The 16,154-nt window shown below is 68.0% G+C and carries 14 protein-coding genes and 3 pseudogenes; 6 read left to right on the top strand and 11 right to left on the bottom strand.

What is annotated here, in order from left to right:
* The first annotated feature begins 65 nt into the window (after positions 1–65).
* From GT370_RS12830 to GT370_RS20905, 5 genes and pseudogenes are all read left to right on the top strand, one after another.
* Positions 66–1,557, top strand: a pseudogene (locus GT370_RS12830) (FAD-linked oxidase C-terminal domain-containing protein).
* A 2-nt stretch (positions 1,558–1,559) separates the two neighbouring features.
* On the top strand, positions 1,560–1,973 hold the full coding sequence (locus tag GT370_RS12825; RefSeq protein WP_270183166.1) for an FAD-binding protein: 414 nt from the start codon (positions 1,560–1,562) through the stop codon (positions 1,971–1,973).
* The gene (locus tag GT370_RS12820; protein WP_270183165.1) at positions 1,970–2,677 is read left to right on the top strand and encodes a hypothetical protein; all 708 of its coding nucleotides are present in this window, start codon (positions 1,970–1,972) and stop codon (positions 2,675–2,677) included. The genes GT370_RS12825 and GT370_RS12820 overlap by 4 nt, the downstream gene beginning before the upstream one ends.
* Positions 2,667–3,224: a 4Fe-4S dicluster domain-containing protein gene (locus GT370_RS20910; protein ID WP_333489942.1), complete on the top strand. Its 558-nt coding sequence runs from the start codon at positions 2,667–2,669 to the stop codon at positions 3,222–3,224. Before GT370_RS12820 ends, GT370_RS20910 begins: the two co-directional genes overlap by 11 nt.
* Positions 3,224–3,946: a heterodisulfide reductase-related iron-sulfur binding cluster gene (locus GT370_RS20905; protein ID WP_333490076.1), complete on the top strand. Its 723-nt coding sequence runs from the start codon at positions 3,224–3,226 to the stop codon at positions 3,944–3,946. Before GT370_RS20910 ends, GT370_RS20905 begins: the two co-directional genes overlap by 1 nt.
* Here the strand turns inward: GT370_RS20905 and GT370_RS12810 are convergent.
* The 5 genes and pseudogenes from GT370_RS12810 to GT370_RS12790 all read right to left on the bottom strand — a co-directional run bounded on the left by GT370_RS12810 (position 3,943) and on the right by GT370_RS12790 (position 9,111).
* Positions 3,943–4,158: a hypothetical protein gene (locus GT370_RS12810; protein ID WP_270183164.1), complete on the bottom strand. Its 216-nt coding sequence runs from the start codon at positions 4,156–4,158 to the stop codon at positions 3,943–3,945. The genes GT370_RS20905 and GT370_RS12810 overlap by 4 nt on opposite strands.
* On the bottom strand, positions 4,113–5,519 hold the full coding sequence (locus GT370_RS12805) for a glycosyltransferase (RefSeq protein WP_270183163.1): 1,407 nt from the start codon (positions 5,517–5,519) through the stop codon (positions 4,113–4,115). The genes GT370_RS12810 and GT370_RS12805 overlap by 46 nt, the downstream gene beginning before the upstream one ends.
* Positions 5,516–6,252 (bottom strand): annotated as a pseudogene (locus tag GT370_RS12800) (Hint domain-containing protein). The gene GT370_RS12805 and the pseudogene GT370_RS12800 overlap by 4 nt, the downstream one beginning before the upstream one ends.
* Before the next feature lie 491 nt (positions 6,253–6,743).
* Positions 6,744–7,760 carry a hypothetical protein gene (locus tag GT370_RS12795; protein ID WP_270183162.1) on the bottom strand — a complete coding sequence of 339 codons (1,017 nt, stop codon included), beginning with the start codon at positions 7,758–7,760 and terminating at the stop codon, positions 6,744–6,746.
* Positions 7,761–8,382: 622 nt separating this feature from the next.
* Positions 8,383–9,111 carry a hypothetical protein gene (locus tag GT370_RS12790; protein WP_270183161.1) on the bottom strand — a complete coding sequence of 243 codons (729 nt, stop codon included), beginning with the start codon at positions 9,109–9,111 and terminating at the stop codon, positions 8,383–8,385.
* A gap of 909 nt (positions 9,112–10,020) precedes the next feature.
* On the opposite strand from GT370_RS12790, the gene GT370_RS12785 reads away from it, so the two are divergent.
* Complete coding sequence (locus GT370_RS12785) at positions 10,021–10,221, top strand: hypothetical protein (RefSeq protein WP_270183160.1); 201 nt, start codon at positions 10,021–10,023, stop codon at positions 10,219–10,221.
* A gap of 7 nt (positions 10,222–10,228) precedes the next feature.
* On the opposite strand, the gene GT370_RS12780 is transcribed toward GT370_RS12785, so the two are convergent.
* The 6 genes and pseudogenes from GT370_RS12780 to kdpB all read right to left on the bottom strand — a co-directional run bounded on the left by GT370_RS12780 (position 10,229) and on the right by kdpB (position 16,153).
* Entirely contained in the window at positions 10,229–10,897 is a 669-nt protein-coding gene (locus GT370_RS12780; protein ID WP_008494236.1) for a response regulator transcription factor, read from the bottom strand.
* A complete protein-coding gene (locus tag GT370_RS21485; RefSeq protein WP_442865540.1) occupies positions 10,894–12,507 on the bottom strand; it encodes a sensor histidine kinase in 1,614 nt (537 codons plus the stop codon). Before GT370_RS21485 ends, GT370_RS12780 begins: the two co-directional genes overlap by 4 nt.
* A gap of 372 nt (positions 12,508–12,879) precedes the next feature.
* A pseudogene (locus GT370_RS21480) lies at positions 12,880–13,388 on the bottom strand (histidine kinase); the annotation flags it as partial.
* 129 nt (positions 13,389–13,517) lie between these two features.
* A complete protein-coding gene (gene kdpC, locus GT370_RS12765) occupies positions 13,518–14,120 on the bottom strand; it encodes a potassium-transporting ATPase subunit KdpC (RefSeq protein ID WP_008494240.1) in 603 nt (200 codons plus the stop codon).
* 12 nt (positions 14,121–14,132) lie between these two features.
* The gene (locus GT370_RS21475; protein ID WP_442865424.1) at positions 14,133–14,351 is read right to left on the bottom strand and encodes a hypothetical protein; all 219 of its coding nucleotides are present in this window, start codon (positions 14,349–14,351) and stop codon (positions 14,133–14,135) included.
* Positions 14,309–16,153, bottom strand: coding sequence for a potassium-transporting ATPase subunit KdpB (kdpB, locus tag GT370_RS12760; RefSeq protein ID WP_442865423.1), 1,845 nt, complete (start codon positions 16,151–16,153; stop codon positions 14,309–14,311). Before kdpB ends, GT370_RS21475 begins: the two co-directional genes overlap by 43 nt.
* Between the last annotated feature and the right edge of the window lies 1 nt (position 16,154).

Genomic DNA, 16,154 nt, shown 5'->3' with positions numbered 1-16,154 from the left:
CCTGAGGGGCGGATCCGGCGTGAAATAGGCTGGAGCCGCGATAAAGACAGCAAGAGAGTTCGAGGATGTCCCTGCAAATGCCTCTGCCGGACCAGCGTGTGCTGGCCCGGCGCGACGAGATCATCAAGGCGCTGCGCCAGATCGTCCCCGGCGAAGGGGTGATCGACGCGCCGCATGAGCTGCGGCCTTATGAATCGGACGGCCTCACCGCCTACCGGCAGCCGCCGATGGTGGTGGTGCTGCCGGAGACGGTGGAGCAGGTGGCGGCGGTGCTGCGCTACTGCAAAGGGCAGAATATCAAGGTGGTGCCGCGCGGCTCCGGCACCTCGCTCTCCGGCGGGGCGCTGCCGCTGGCGGACGCCGTGCTGCTCGGCATGGGGCGGTTCAAGAAAATCCTTGAAATTGACTATGAGGATCGGCTGGCGGTGGTGCAGCCCGGGGTCACCAACCTCGCCATCACCAAGGCGGTGGAGGGCGAAGGGTTTTATTATGCGCCGGATCCGTCCAGCCAGATCGCCTGTTCCATCGGCGGCAATGTCGCGGAGAATTCCGGCGGGGTGCATTGCCTGAAATACGGTCTCACCACCAATAACGTGTTGGGCGTGCAGCTTGTGACGATGGAGGGAGAGATTTTGCGCTTCGGCGGCAAGGCGCTGGAGGCGCCGGGGCTGGATCTGCTCGGCATCATCGTCGGCTCCGAGGGGCTGCTGGGGTGGTGACGGAGGTGACGGTGCGGATTTTGCCGAAGCCGGAGACCGCGAAGGCGCTGCTGATCGGCTTTCCCAGCGTGGAAGCCGCCGGGCAATGCGTGGCGGATACGATCGCCGCGGGGATCATCCCGGCCGGGATGGAGATGATGGACAAGCCCGCCATCCATGCCGCCGAGGCCTTCGTGCAGGTCGGTTATCCGCTGGATGTGGAGGCGCTGCTGATCGTCGAGCTGGATGGGCCGGAGGCGGAATGCAGCCATCTGATCCAGGAGGTCGAGGCGATTGCGCGGGCCAACCAGGCGGGGATGATCCGCATCTCCCGCGATGAGGCGGAGCGGCTGGCCTTCTGGGCCGGGCGCAAGGCGGCGTTTCCGGCGGTGGGGCGGATTTCGCCGGATTATTACTGCATGGATGGCACCATCCCGCGCGCCAAGCTGCCGGTGGTGCTGCGGCGGATGAACGCGCTCTCCGAACAATATGGGCTGGGGTGGCGAATGTGTTCCATGCCGGGGACGGCAATCTGCATCCTTTGATCCTGTACGATGCCAACAAGCCCGGCGAGCTGGAGCGGGCGGAGGAATTTGGCGCGGATATTCTGCGCTTGTGCGTCGAGGTGGGCGGGGTGCTCACCGGCGAGCATGGGGTGGGGGTGGAGAAGCGGGATCTGATGCCGGCGATGTTCTCCGAGGGTGATCTGCGCCAGCAGCAGCGGCTGAAATGCGCGTTTGACCCTGAGCTGCTGCTCAATCCGGGGAAAGTGTTCCCGAGCCTGCATCGCTGTGCGGAGCTGGGGCGGATGCATGTGCATCGCGGTGCCGTGCCGTTTCCCGAACTGCCAAGGTTCTGAGCATGAAGCCCCAAAATACCAAAGAGGTTGGCGAGATCATCGGCCAGGCGCTGGCGGGCGGTGAGAAGCTGGAGGTTATCGGCGGCGGCACGCGGGCGGGGATCGGCGCGCCGCGCGAGGTCCCGAGGCTCTGCCTGGCCGGGCTTTCGGGCATTCTGGAATATGACCCGGCGGAGCTGGTGCTCACCGCCCGCGCCGGCACGCCTCTGGCCGAGATCGAGGCGGCTGTGGCTGAACGCGGGCAGGGGCTGGCGTTTGAGCCTTATGGCGCGGCCGGGTCCACGATTGGCGGGGTGCTGGCGGCCGGGGTGGCGGGCGCGCGCCGGGTCTCCGCCGGCGGGGCCAGGGATCATCTGCTTGGGTTCGAGGCGGTGTCCGGCCGGGGGAGATATTCCGGGCCGGGGCGAAAGTGGTGAAGAATGTTACCGGCTATGATCTGCCGAAGCTGCTCTGCGGCTCCTGGGGGCGGTTGGCGGCGCTGACGGAGGTGACGCTGAAAGTGCTGCCCCGGGCGCCGGAGCGCGTGACTTTGTGCTGGCGCGGGCTGGCGGATGAGCCGGCCTTCGCGCTGATGCGCGCGGCCTTGCGCGCGCCCTGCGATGTGGCGGCGGCGGCGCATCTGCCCGGCGAGGCGACGATGTTGCGGCTGGATGGCGTCGGCCCGTCGATCGCGGCGCGGCGTGACTATCTGGGTGCGGCGCTGGCGGCCTATGGGCCGCCTGAGGCGCTGGACGATGCGGCGCCGCTCTGGGCGCGTGTGCAAGGCGGGGCGGGGCTGACGACCGAGGCACCGCTATGGCGGCTCAGCCTGCCGCCACGCGCCGCGCTGGGGGCTATCGCGCCGCTGCTGGCGGCGGGCGGGGCCTGGTTGGCGGATTGGGCGGGCGGGCTGATCTGGCTGGCGCCGGAGGGGCATGAGGCGCTCATCCGTGAAGCGGCGGACGCGGCGGGCGGCCATGCCACGCTCATGCGTGCCCCGGCGGAAATACGTGCCCGCATTCCGGCGCTGCATCCCCAGGCGCCGGGGGTGGAGGCGCTCTCGCGGCGGGTGCGGCGCGGCTTTGATCCGATGGGGATCTTCGAGACCAACCGCTTTCTGGACGAGGCCGATGCAGACTGATTTCTCCCCCGCCCAGCTCGCCGACAAGGACATCGCCGCCTCCGAGGCGATCATCCGCAAATGCGTGCATTGCGGCTTCTGCACCGCCACCTGCCCGACCTATGTGCTCGGCGGCAATGAGCTGGATAGCCCGCGCGGGCGGATCTATCTGATCAAGGACATGCTGGAGAATGAGCGTGTGCCGGGGCCGGAGGTGGTCAAGCATGTGGATCGCTGCCTCTCCTGCCTGGCCTGCATGACCACCTGCCCCTCGGGGGTGAATTACATGCATCTGGTGGACCATGCCCGCGCCTATGTCGAGACGCATTATCGCCGGCCTTTGGCGGAGCGCGTGTTGCGGGCGGTGGTGGCTTCGGTGCTGCCTTACCCGAAGCGCTTTCGGGCGGCGTTGCGCCTGGCCGGGCTGGCGCGGCCGCTGGCGGGATTGCTGCAGGGCATCCGCCCGCTGCGCCCGGCGGCTTCGATGCTGCAACTGGCACCGGCCAGGCTGCCCCCCAGGCGCCGCTACCCGCCAGCCCCGCCGGGGCGCGCGGGCGGGTGGTGCTGATGCAAGGCTGTGCAGAGCCGGTGCTGCGCCCGGAAATCCGCGCCGCCACCGTGCGGCTGCTGGAGCGCTGCGGCTATCAGGTGAGTTTCGCCCCCGGCGAGGCCTGCTGCGGCGCGCTCACCCACCATATGGGGCGCGAGGCCGAGGCGCTGGCGGCGGCCAGGCGCAATGTTGAGGCCTGGAGCCGGGAGATCGAGGCCGGACTGGAGGCGATTGTCATCACCGCCTCGGGCTGCGGCACCACGATCAAGGATTACGGCTATATGCTGCGTGACGATCCGCTTTACGCGGAGAAGGCGGCGCGGGTTTCGGCGCTGGCCAAGGATGTCTCGGAGGTGATCGAGGCGGCGGGGCTGCCGGCGCGGGTGGAGATCCCGGCGCGGATCGTCGCCTATCATCCGCCCTGCTCGATCCAGCATGGCCAGAAACTGACCACCGGGCCGCAGAATCTGCTGCGCGCGGCGGGGTTTACGGTGAAGCTGCCGGCGGATTCGCATCTCTGCTGCGGCTCGGCGGGGACGTATAATATTTTCCAGCCGGAGATCGCCGGGCAGCTCGGCGCGCGCAAGGCGCAGACGCTGGAGGCGCTGTGGCCGGATGTGGTGGCGACGGGCAATATCGGCTGCGCGGTGCAGATCGGCCAGCATTCCGGGCTGCCGGTCGCCCATATCGTCGAGCTGCTGGATTGGGCCACCGGCGGCCCCGCGCCCGCCGGCCTCTAAGGTTCAAAAGGTTCCGGGGGTTCACCCCGGTTGATCGTCACCACGGAAGACGTCATCGGCGCGATCGCCTTGGCCAGGGCGCTCTCCACCGCCTTGGCGGTAAAGCCCGCCCGCAGCAGCGCCCGCCCGGCCGCGACATGCGCCTTCGACGCACCCGCATCCTGGCTCAGCGTCCCGATCGCGGCGATGAGCCCGGCCGCATCCGGCGCCACGGCGGCGCGCAAAGCGGGGGCAGCTCCAGCCCCTCGGCGGCGATCGGTGTCATCACGCAGGGCAGGCCATGCGCCCAGGCCTCCAGCACCTTGCCCTTGATCCCCGCCCCGAAGCGCAGCGGCGCCAGCGCCAGGCGGGCGCGGGCGTAATAGGGGGCGAGATCCTCCACCGCGCCGGCCAGCTCCACCCCTTGCGTGCGTAGCATCTGCGCCACGCCATGCGGCAGCCCGGCGCCGACCACGGTGAGGCGCTGCCCGGCCAGGGCGGGCAGCACCGCCTGGGCGAACCAGAGCAGCCCGTCGAGATTGGGCTCATGCGCGAAATTGCCGACCAGCAGCAGCCCCTCGCGGTCGGTGCGCATGGCGGGCTTCACCGGCTTGATCGCCCAGGGCACCAGATGCAGCTTCTGCGCCTCCAGCCCGGCCTGGCGCAGCAGCGCCGCCTCGGCCGGGGAGTGGGTGAGCACGGCATCGGCCTGCAGCATCACCGCGAATTCCTGCGCCTGCTGGCGCTGGGCGGCGCGGGTCAGCTCCGGGCGCTCCTGGATCTCGCCCTGGCGGCCCAGGCGCAGATGATGCAGGTCGGCGACGCTGAACATCACTCTCGCGCGCGGCTGGTAATGCCGGATCAGGCTCATATAGGGCGCGGCGACGCTGACCCGGTGCAGATAGACCAGCTCGAACATCCCGGCCTGGCGGCAGAGCGCTTCCTCCACCGAGGCGATGGCGGGGGCGGCGAGGCAGGCGATGCCCTGCGCCGCCAGCAGCGCCTGGGCGGCGCCATCCGGCGCGGCGCCGGTGCGCGGCAGGAAGGAGACGTGCCAGCCCAGCGCCTGCAAGGCGCGCATATGGGAGAGGATGGCCTGGGCCCCGGCATTGCGGTCCGGCCGCGGCCAGGCATCGTCGATCACCAGCGCCCGCTTTGCCGGCAGGGCGGCCTGGCTGCCGCGCTGGCGGCGCATCGGCCCGGCGTTGTGGCGCTGCGCGGCCTGCTGGCCCTTCAGCTGCTCGACCTCGTCCAGCAGCAGCGCCAGCAGCGCATCGCCCTCGCCGCTGCAGCCGCGCGCCTCGTCCAGCGCATCGCGCAGGCTGGCCAGGGCCGCCGCGTCCAGCGTGGTGCGCGGGGCGATCGGCGCCGGGGCGCCGCTCAGCAATGTGCCGCAGCCGGCGGCGCGCACGCTGATCAGATGCGCCTGCCCGGCGGGCAGCGGGCGCGGCAGGGTGAAGCTGAAGCCATGCCAGCCATTGCCGATGCCGGCCTCCGCCAGATCCGCGCGGAACTGGTTGGCGAGCACGCTGCCGATCCTGGTCTCGTGGTTGAAAATCTCCAGCTCCAGGCTTTCCTGCGGCTGATCCTTCATCCAGGCCAGCCGCGCACCAGATGCCGCGTCGCCTCGTCCAGAACCCCTTGCACCGCGCCTTGCGCGTTGCCGCGCCGCTGGGCACGCGCCAGGATGCGCCGTTGCAGCGCCGCCAGCCGGCGGCCGCCTTCCAGCACCGGCGCGCAGAATTTCCATTGCGGGCGGGTATCGTCCGGATAGAGGGCGGCGAACTCATCGGCATTGTGGAACATGTTGCGGCTGGCGCAATCCATGAAGCTCTCGGTGGGGGCGTCCTCCGCGAACAGGATTTCGTGGCGCTCCAGCTCGATATGCAGATATTCGACCCGCGCCGGTGCCTCGATGAGGGTGACGTTGCGGCCATTCACCAGATGCTTGGCCGGCACCAGATGCCCCTCCAGCAGCATCGCATGCTCTGGCGAGACGATCAGCGGCCGGGCGGGCAGCCCCTCGCCCAGCGCCCCGGCCTCGATGCGCACCGGCCAGACGCCGCGGTTGGCGGCGAGGAACGGGTTGGCATAAGCGCGCTTGCCGATCCATTTGATTGGCTGCGGCCCATGCTCGCGGTCTGTACCAGATCCCCGATGGACAGCGCCTCGACCGGGGTTTCGCCGGCCGGCGTGCGGATGCGCGTGCCCGGGCAGAAGCAGGGCGTGCCGGTTTCCACCAGCACCAGCTTGTAGCTTTGCGCGGTCAGCGCCGATCCCAGTGTGACCGGCGCGCCGGCGCTGCCGAGATTCTGGTAATCCTGCATCGTCACGTCGTAGCTGCCCTGATTCACCAGGGTCGCGGTGCTGGCCCAGGCACCATCCGCATCGGCTGTGGTAATGATGGTCTGGGTGGTGTTGTTGGCGGTGTCGGTCAGGCGGATCACCACCGCATCCTCGCCATTCACCTTGTTGGTGTAGGTGGAGGCCCAGAGGCTGCTATTGCTGCCGGTCACGGTGCCGCTGGTCCAGGTGCCGGAGGCGTTGTCATCGCCGGTCCAGCCGAAGGAGAGCAGGGTTTCGGCGGTGGTGATGGTGTTGAGCGCGGCGCTGCCGATGGTGGTCAGGCTGCCGGCACTCACAGTCAGCGTATCGCCCGAGAAGGTCTGTCCGGCCAGGGCTTCGAAACTCGTGCCGGAGAAGGTGCCCACCACCGGCGCGGCGGCGAGAGAGAGCCCGGCGATGACGGTGCCGGCGGTGTTTTCCTGCACCAGATTGGGGTCGCTGGCGGTGCCGTCGCTGCCGGCGAGGTTGTAGGTCAGGCTGTTGACATATTGCGGCACGCTGGTGCCGCTCGTGCCCGAGACCACGCCCAGCCCATCCACCCGGCGGAGGCTTGTTGGCCGCTATAATCCGGGTTGAGGATGGCGGGCGGGGTGGTCACGGTGCCGCCCGTGACCAGCGCGCCGTTCACCGTGCCGGAGGCGATGGTCAGCGGGGCGGTGATGCTGCCGCCGGTCACCTGCTCGGCGGTGAGGGTGGCGTTGGTCAGCGTCGCGCCTTCAATCAGCTGGCCGCCATTCAGCGAGGTGCCGCCGGTGACGACATAGCCGGAGACGGTGCCGGCGGTCACGCTGCCGCCGGCGATGGTGCCAAAGGCGAACACGTCGTTATTCAGCGCCGTGCCGCTCACGCCGGCATCGCGCAGCCCGGCATTGGTGTAAGTCGTGCCGTTGATGACGTAGGTGACGAGGTTGCCGTCGAGCGTGCCGGCGGTGATGGTGCCGTCCTGGATGGTGATGTCGCTGCCCAGCCCGGTGACCAGCGTGCCGGCCTGCAGCGCCCAGGTGCCGTTGCTCTCGGCGAGCTGGGCATTGACGATGCTGGCGACGATGCTGCCGCTGGCGAAATTGCCGTTATCCAGGGTGCCGGCGGTCAGCGTCGCGTCGTTGATCGTATCCGTGCCGTAAGTGATGCTGCTGGCATTGGTGACGGCGCTGGTCTCGGCGGTGAGATAGAGGTTGAAGGTCTTGCTCTCGGTGCCGTTGGTCTCGACCACCTGATACCATTCGGTGCCGCCGGCGCTGTTCATCGGCAGGTTGTCGAGCATCAGATTGCCCGTTGCCATGGTCGCGCTGGTATTGGCGCTGGCGCTGTAAATGCCGTTGCTTTGCGAGATATCCCATTGCTGCCACAGCGAACCGCTCAGCGTGATGGTGTCGCCGAAGGTCGGCACGTTGTTGGCGTCCGAGGTGAGCAGGCGCAGCTCGATGGTGGCGTTGTCGGCCAGCACCACGCCGGCATTGGTGCCGTTGCCGGTGGCGAAATCCAGCACGATATTATTGCCGCTGGTGCCGGTGACCGGCGTGTAGGTGCTGGCGGAGACGATATTGGCGATGGTGGGGCGGTATAGCCGGTCGGGGTATCGGTGGCGCCGAACACGGTGAGGTCGATGGTGGAGACATCTATGGTGCTGCCGGGCTCGGCGAGGGCGAGCAGCGGCCCGCCCGTGGTGTAGGCGGCGGTCTCGGCGTCGGCATAGTTGAAACCGTAGGAATTCGAATAGCTGGCGAAGGCGGCGGCGTAGCCGTTGTAGGTGTGGCCGGCGATGATGGTGCTGCTGAGGCTGCGCCCGAAGGCGTAGGTGGGGTCCCAGTTGGCGCTCTTGTTCAGATCGATGCTGCCGCCGAGTTGGCCGTTCACCGGAACGCCGCTGGTGCCGTAATAGCCGGCATCGAAGCCGACCAGGAATTGCCGCAGCACCGTGCCCCATTCATTATTGGCGCCGGTGTTCATGGTGGTGAACACGCTGCCATTGGAGACGATGGTGGCGGTGCCGTCGGTGGCGTAGATGCTGTTTTCCAGATTGCCGGCGTCGATATAGATGGTGCCCTGGATCTGGCTGTCGGGCTGCGGGGTGAGGGTGAAGACCAGGCTGCCGCTGCTGGTGCCGGCGCTCACCGCGTAATCGAAATAACCGGCATTATGGTAGGTGCCGCCGGCATCCGCGCCGCCATTGAAGAAGCCGGAAATCTCGATGTCGCTGGCAATCGAGCTGACGGTGGTGACATAGCCGGCCCAGTCCAGCGTGTTGCTGGCGGGATGGCGCTGGCGAGGGAGCCGGCCAGCGGCCCGGTGCTGTAGGTGCTCAAGGTGGCGCCGGCATGGGCGAGCAGCGTTTCCAGCGCGGTGCCGGTGATGTCGTAGCCGACCGAGGCGCTGGCGCCGCTCGTGTAGCTCACCCCCATCCCCAGGCTGAGCCCGTACTGGACCACGGAGGTGAGGTTGCCGGCATCGGTGGCGGTGCCGGTGAGGTTCAGCTCGACCGAATCATAGCCGAAATGATTGGCGGCGGCGGTTTGCGCGTTGATGTCGCTCTGCTGGGTGATGAGGCTGGAGAGCGAGGGGCCGTTGGCGCCATTGGCCTCGCTCTGCGCCAGAATATAGATCTTGCCGCTGGCGAAGCTGCCGGGCAGGGTGACCGGCACGCTTTCGCCGCTGAGCGTGCTGGAGATGCTGGCGGCCGTGCCGCCGACCACGGTGCCATCGGTCAACAGCGTGGTCCAGGTGCCGGTGGTCGGGCCGCCATTGTCGTAATAAACGACATAGACCGACGAGGCGGTGTTGTTGTTGGTCAGTTCATCGATCAATGTCGAGCTGAGCGTCACATCCACCGTTGTCGTCATATCGCCAGCCTCTGCCTCGTTGCGGACGCAACTTTGTTTTCGATGGTCACATTAACGGTTGTTTAATCCTTTATTGTCAATGCAGTAATATTGCCACACGGGGCCACATGGCCCTCGGGCCGCCGCCGGTGCGATTTTGACGTGTAGCGTCCGTACCGTATGATGTGGGTTGTTTTTAAAAAGAGACTAAACTTGGTTGTGCGCTGAATTTAAAGCGCTTTTCGGGGCGTTCCGGTGAAATTTCAGCCCCCGGCCGTTTTGTTGCGGAACATGGTGAATTCTTTGTGAAGCCGCTTCCGGGGGCGGCGTGATTTCGCGTCGCCGCGCGGTTAGAGCCGCACGCTCTTAGCCCGAGGCTCCGACTTTGGTATCGGCGAGCGCTTCCCTGTGTTTATCTTGACGCTGGCGCGTGGACCAGGCCCTCGCTTTTTGTTCGAGCCCGCAACTTTATCCGTTCAAGCGATTCCGTTTGATCGGATATTGCTGTAGAGCAATAGGGTTTATCCTGACGCGCCCGCGTCGGGAGACACACAACAACGAGCGCGTCCGACCAAACCGAGAGCGTCACCCCAGACGCTGGCGGCTTTGGAACGCCGCGCAGGATATTTTCAGGGTCGTTATGAAGAGATTGATTGCGGCATTCGCCTTGCTGGCTCTGACCGGGTGCCATTCCGCCGACAAACAGGCGGGTCTGGGCCGGGGCGATGCCGGGGAATGCTGGTCGGCGCCGAGCAAGAGCGCGGCGCAACTGGCCGCCTTCCAACTGGCGCTGGCCACGCTCACCCAGTCCTTGCCCGATGGCATGACAGACGCGCAGGCCAGCAAGATCGGCGGGTCGATGAAGCTGACCCTGAGCAAATTCTTCCTGGAATCCTACGATCCCGTCGCGGGGCGGCGAATTGCGGGGCGGTGTACAGCTTTTCCTACACCCGCCCGGATGGCAGCACCTATAGCGACGATCAGGGCAACACGATCGGCTTCGAGGTCTATCAGGCCGAGCAGGGGCAGAAGATCGTCATCAGCGCCGATGATTATGACAGCGCCACGTTTCAATATCAGGATGATGGCGGCGCGGCCTCGCCCTCTGGCGGCGGCGATACCGAACAGTAGGCTGGGCTTACCCTTCCAGCCGATAGCCCACGCCCGGCTCGGTTTTCAGCCGGGCGGCGAAGTCCTCGCCCAGCTTGCGGCGCAGCTGGCCAATATAGACGCGCAGATAGGCGACATCCTCGGTATGGGCCGGGCCCCAGAGGGCGGTGAGGATCTGCCGGTGGGTGAGTACCCTCCCGGCATTGCGGGCCAGCAGCAGCAGCAGCGCCTGCTCGCGCTTGGTCAGCGCCAGGGCCACGCCATCCAGCCAGGCCTTGTCCGCCTCCAGCCGCAGCCCGGCCAGCTCCAGCACCGGGGCGGCGGCGGGCTGGCCCTGGCGGCGCAAGGCGGTGCGGATGCGCGCCAGCAGCTCGCCCAGCGCGAAGGGTTTTTCCACATAATCATCCGCCCCGGCATCGAGGGCGGCGATCTTCTCCGCCTCGCGCTCGCGCGCGGAGAGGATGATCACCGGTACGGCGGAGAAATCCCGCAAGCGGCGCAATACCTCCTGGCCATCCATGTCCGGCAGGCCGAGATCCAGCAGCACCAGGTCCGGGGCGTTGCCGGCCACCAGGCGAAGCGCCTCCTCGCCGCGTTCGGCGCGCAGCGGGGTGAAGCCGGCGGCGCTCAGCGCCGGGGCCAGGAAACGGTGGATCTGCGGCTCGTCATCCACCACCAGAATGCGTCCCGAGATCATGCCGCCGGCAGCTCCAGCGCGATGATCGTCCCCGGCAGCCCGTCGGCCGGCAGATCCGTGCGCGGGCTCTGGGCGCGGATGCTGCCGCCCATCGCCTCGGTGAAGGCCTTGGCGATGGCCAGCCCCAGCCCGGTGCCCGGCGCCACCCTGTCGCCCCGGCTGGCGCGAAAGAAACTGTCGAACACCGAATCCAGCTCGCCGGGCGCGATGCCGACCCCGGCATCGGCCACGCTCAGCCGCACCAGCGCGCCATCGCGCACCGCGCTGACGGTGATGTGGCTGTCCGGCGGGGCGTATTTCACGGCATTGTCCAGCAGATTGACCATCACCTGTTCCAGCAGCCCGGCGTCCGCCTGGGCGAAGACAGCATCGGGCGCGATATTGACGCGTGTATAGACCGCCCCGGCCACCCGCGCGATGGCGGCCTCGACGATCTCCTCCAGCTTCACCCGCTCCCGGCGCACGGTCAGCCCGCCCGCCTCCACCCGCGCCATATCCATGATGTTGGCGAGGAATTTGGTCATAAGCGCGCTGTCCTGGATGATGCTGGCGAGCATATCGGCGCGGGTGGCCTCATCCAGCGCCGGCCCGGCCTGGGACAGCGTCTCGGCGGCGCCGCGGATGGAGGTGAGCGGCGTGCGCAGATCATGGCTCAGCGAGGAGAGCAAAGCGTTGCGCAGCTTCTGGCTGTCCTGCTGGGCCTCGGCGCGGGCGGTGGTGAGCGAGAGCCGGGCGCGCTCGATGGCCAGCGCGCTTTGCCCGGCCAGGGCGGCCAGCGCCTGGGCCAGCGGCGCGCTGGGCGGGGCCAGCGGCCGGGCGCCGAGCACGCCGATGCAGCCCTGGCTGTTGGTGAGCGGCAGAAACCGCCAGGGCACCGAGGGCAGGGTGGAGGTGCCGGCGCCGGTTTCCATGCCATGGGTGGCGCACCATTGCGCCGCCGCCTGCGCCGCCTCGTCCAAAGCCGTGCCGGGCGGGTGGCTGGCTTCGGCGCGCAGCCCCTGCGCATCGGCCAGCAGCACAATGCCGGCCGGGGTCAGGCTGGCCGCTTCCTCGGCGCTGCAGGCCAGCACGTCCGACAAGGTGGCGGCGCGGGAGAGGCGCTGGCCGAATAGCGAGATCCGCCGCAGCGCCTCCACCCGCGCGGATGCCGCCCCGGCCTCCTGGCGCACCCGTCCGGCGAGCTGGCCGGTGAGCACCCCCACCAGCAGGAATACCAGCAGCGCCACCACATCCCGCGGGTCCGCCACCGAGAGCGTGTAGAGCGGCGTCAGGAAGAAGAAATTCCACAGCAGGAAGCCGGCAATGGCGGTGAACAGCCCGGCATTGCGCCCGGAGCGGCTGGCCATGGCGACGATGAGGCCGGTGAAGATCAGCCCCATCGCCTCCTGCGGCACATAGGCGCGCGCCGCCAGCCCGCTGAGGGTGACGAGGCCCAGCAGCGTCGCCGCGACCGCGTAGGGTTCCCAATCCGGCCGGCGGGGGCGGCGCGGCGGTGCTGGCGCCGCCGCGGGGACGGGCACGAAATGCAGGGTGTAGGCGCTGGCGCGCCGGGTCAGCGCCTCCGCCAGCCGCCGCCCCGGCCGCCAGCGTGAGACCGCGCGACGTCCCATGACGATATGGGTGATATTTTGCCGGGCGGCATAATCCAGCACCGCGCCGACAATGTCTGTCGCGCTCTGGGTCACCACCTGGCCGCCCAGCTGCAGCGCCAGATCCAGTGCCGCCTGCAGCCTGGCATCGTCGCTGCCGCGCTCGATATGAAAGATTGTGAGGGGGGCGTGCAGCGCCTCCGCCAGCCGGGCGGCGTGACGCACCACATTGCCGGCGGCGCCATCGGCTGCCACCAGCGCCAGCACCCGCTCGGCCACCGGCCAGGGGCCGGGGATGGCGCGCAGGCGCATATAGCGGGTGACATCCTTGTCGATCCGCTGCGCGGCGCGGCGCAGCGCCATCTCCCGCAGCGCGCCGAGATTGCCTTCGCGGAAGAAATCCTTCAGCGCCCGCGCCGCCACCTCCGGCCGGTAGATCTGCCCCTCCTGCAGCCGCCCGCGCAGCTCCGCCGGGGGCAGGTCGATCAGCTCGATCTCATCGGCCATGTCCAGCATTGTATCGGGATGGTCTCGGCCACCCGCACCCCGGTGATGCGTGCCACCTGGTCGTTCAGGCTTTCCAGATGCTGGACATTCACCGTGGTCCAGACATCGATGCCCGCCTCCAGCAGCGCCTGCACATCCTGCCAGCGTTTGGCATGGCGTTGGCCCGGCGCGTTGGTGTGGGCGAGCTCATCGACCAGCAGCAGCTGCGGGCGCCGGGCCAGGGCGGCCTCCAGATCGAACTCCTCCAGGCTCTGGCCGCGATAGGGAACGGCATGCCGGGGCAGCTGTTCCAGCGTGCCGATCTTGGCGAGGGTGCCGGCGCGGCCATGGGTTTCGATCAGCCCGGCGACCACATCCAGCCCGCGCGCGGCCTTGGCCTGGGCGGCGTCCAGCATCTCCCAGGTCTTGCCGACACCGGGTGCGGCGCCGAGGAAGATTTTCAGGCGCCCGCGCCCGTCCCGTGCCGCCGCCGCCAGCAGCGCCTCCGGGTCCGGCCGTGTATCCTCGTCTTTCGCCATGCTGGTTTATGAGCGGCTGAGCTTGTCCAGCGCAAGATTGAGTTCGAGGACATTCACATGGTCGGTGCCGATGACGCCGAGCACAGCATGGTGGGTCGAGCGGGCGATGAGGTCGGTCACGGTCGCTGCCGGCAGATGCCGCGCGGCGGCGATGGCGGGAGCCTGACGCAGCGCGTTGGCGAGCGAGATGTCAGGGTCCAGCCCGGAGCCGGAGCTGGTGACGGCATCCGGCGGGACCGGCCCCGGGCCATAGGCTTTAACGTAGGTGGCGACGCGCTGCTGGATGGCGGTTTGCAGCGCGGCACTGGTGGGGCCGAGATTCGAGGCGCCGGATTCGCTGGCGTCATACGGGGTGGGGATGGCGTTGCCCTTGGCATCCGTACCCATCAGCGCCGAGGGACGGGGCTGGAAATAATCCGCCCCGGTGAAATTCTGCCCGATCAAGGCGGAGCCGATGATCTGGCCGTTCTGGCGCAGCAGCGAGCCATTGGCCTGGACGGGCAGCGCCGCCTGCATGGCGCCGGTGAAGGCCTCCGGTAGGATGAAACCAAGGCCCAGTGTGAAAAGCACGACCAGCGAGAGCGCCGGGCGAAGTTCGCGGAGTATCATGATGATGTTCCTTCAGATCAGGCCAAGCAGCATGTCGATCAGCTTGATCCCGGCGAAGGGCGCGATGAGGCCGCCCAGCCCGTAGATCAGCAGGTTGCGCTTGAGCAGGGCGGCGGCGCCGATGGCGCGGAATTTCACCCCCTTGAGCGCGAGCGGCACCAGCACCACGATGATCAGCGCATTGAAGATCACCGCCGAGAGGATCGCACTCTCCGGGCTGCGCAGATGCATGATGTTGAAGACCCCAGCTGCGGGTAGGTGCTCACGAAAATCGCCGGCAGGATAGCGAAATATTTTGAGATGTCGTTGGCGATGGAGAAGGTGGTCAGCGCCCCGCGGGTGATCAGCAATTGCTTGCCGATCTCGACGATCTCGATCAGCTTGGTCGGGTCGCTGTCCAGATCCACCATGTTGCCGGCCTCGCGCGCCGCCTGGGTGCCGGTCTGCATCGCCACGCCGACATCCGCCTGGGCCAGGGCCGGGGCGTCGTTGGTGCCGTCGCCGCACATCGCGACCAGGCGGCCTTCTTCCTGAACCTTCCTGATATAATCAAGCTTGTTCTGCGGTGTGGCCTCGGCGATGTAGTCGTCCACCCCGGCCTCGGCGGCGATGGCGGCGGCGGTGACGCGGTTATCGCCGGTGACCATAACGGTGCGGATGCCCATGGCGCGCAAGGCGGCGAAGCGTTCCTTGATGCCGGGTTTGACGATATCTTTCAGCTCGATCAGCCCGAGCAGCTTGTCGTTCAGCGCCACCGCCAGCGGGGTGGAGCCGGCGCGGCCGATGCGCGCAGCGGCCTGCGCGAAGGCGTCGTCGCCTTGCGTGTTCAGCGCTTTCAGCACGGAATCCACAGCCCCTTTGCGGAAGCTTTGCCCAGCGCTGTCGATGCCGGACATGCGGGTATTGGCGCTGAAGGGGATGATGGTGGCATCCGCCGGACGCTCGGGCGTGAGGCTGTATTTGTCGCGCGCCAGGGCGAGGATGGAGCGGCCTTCCGGGGTTTCATCGCCCAGGCTCGCCATGGCGCAGGCCTGCGCCAGATCGCGCTCCTGCACGCCATTCACCGGATAGAAGGCCGAGGCCATGCGGTTGCCGAAGGTGATGGTGCCGGTTTTGTCGAGCAGCAGCGCATCGACATCGCCCGCCGCCTCCACCGCGCGCCCGGAGGTGGCGACGACATTGAAGCGCACCAGCCGGTCCATGCCGGCAATGCCGATGGCCGAGAGCAGCCCGCCAATGGTGGTGGGGATCAGGCAGACCAGCAAAGCCGCCAGCACGGGGATGGAAAAGCTCGTTCCGGAATAAGCGCCAAAGCCAACCAGTGTCACCACCGCGATGAGAAACACCAAGGTGAGGCCGGCGAGCAGGATGTTCAGGGCGATCTCATTCGGCGTCTTGCGGCGCTCAGCACCTTCCACCAGCGAGATCATGCGGTCCAGAAAGGTGTTGCCGGCATCGGCGGTGATGCGGATCACCAGCCAGTCCGAGACCAGCTGGGTGCCGCCGGTCACCGCCGAGCGATCGCCGCCCGCCTCGCGCACGACCGGGGCGGATTCGCCGGTGACGGCACTTTCATTGACGCTGGCGACACCTTCGATGATCTCGCCGTCCGAGGGGATGATGTCCCCCATCTCGACCAGCACGATATCGCCCTGGCGCAGATCAGGTGCCGCGGTGGGTTTGTAGAGGGCGCGGTTGGGCGGGTTGGTGAGCAGCTTGGCCATGGTATCCGAGCGGGCGCGGCGCAGCGTTTCCGCCCGCGCCCGCCCGCGCCCTTCCGCCACCGCCTCGGCGAAGGTGGCGAAGATCACCGTCAGCCACAGCCAGGCCGCGATGACCAGGGGAAATTCCGCCGGCCGGTGTGTCACCAGCGCCTCGATGCCGGTGGCGGTGACCAGGGCCGAGACGATCTCGGTGACGAAGATCACCGGATTGCGCATCAGCGTGACGGGGTTGAGTTTGGCCAGCGCATCCAGGCCCGCGCGGCGCATGATGCCGGCATCGAACAGGGAAATTGTTTCAGCGTTCGACATT

The sequence above is a fragment of the Acidocella sp. MX-AZ03 genome (assembly GCF_027626035.1).
In the GTDB taxonomy this organism is placed as follows: Bacteria; Pseudomonadota; Alphaproteobacteria; order Acetobacterales; family Acetobacteraceae; genus Acidocella; species Acidocella facilis.
Note: the sequence above shows the minus strand (reverse complement) of the source record. Positions and strands in the feature narration are given on the sequence as shown.

Coding starts and splice junctions, on each gene's coding strand:
- GT370_RS20910 (WP_333489942.1), top strand. CDS start 2,667: ATGCAGACTGATTTCTCCCCCGCCCAGCTCGCCGACAAGGACATCGCC.
- GT370_RS21485 (WP_442865540.1), bottom strand. CDS start 12,507: ATGGGACGTCGCGCGGTCTCACGCTGGCGGCCGGGGCGGCGGCTGGCG.
- GT370_RS12780 (WP_008494236.1), bottom strand. CDS start 10,897: ATGATCTCGGGACGCATTCTGGTGGTGGATGACGAGCCGCAGATCCAC.
- kdpC (WP_008494240.1), bottom strand. CDS start 14,120: ATGATACTCCGCGAACTTCGCCCGGCGCTCTCGCTGGTCGTGCTTTTC.
- GT370_RS20905 (WP_333490076.1), top strand. CDS start 3,224: ATGCAAGGCTGTGCAGAGCCGGTGCTGCGCCCGGAAATCCGCGCCGCC.
- GT370_RS21475 (WP_442865424.1), bottom strand. CDS start 14,351: ATGCATCTGCGCAGCCCGGAGAGTGCGATCCTCTCGGCGGTGATCTTC.
- GT370_RS12825 (WP_270183166.1), top strand. CDS start 1,560: ATGAAGCCCCAAAATACCAAAGAGGTTGGCGAGATCATCGGCCAGGCG.
- GT370_RS12805 (WP_270183163.1), bottom strand. CDS start 5,519: ATGAAGGATCAGCCGCAGGAAAGCCTGGAGCTGGAGATTTTCAACCAC.
- GT370_RS12790 (WP_270183161.1), bottom strand. CDS start 9,111: ATGACGACAACGGTGGATGTGACGCTCAGCTCGACATTGATCGATGAA.
- kdpB (WP_442865423.1), bottom strand. CDS start 16,153: ATGTCGAACGCTGAAACAATTTCCCTGTTCGATGCCGGCATCATGCGC.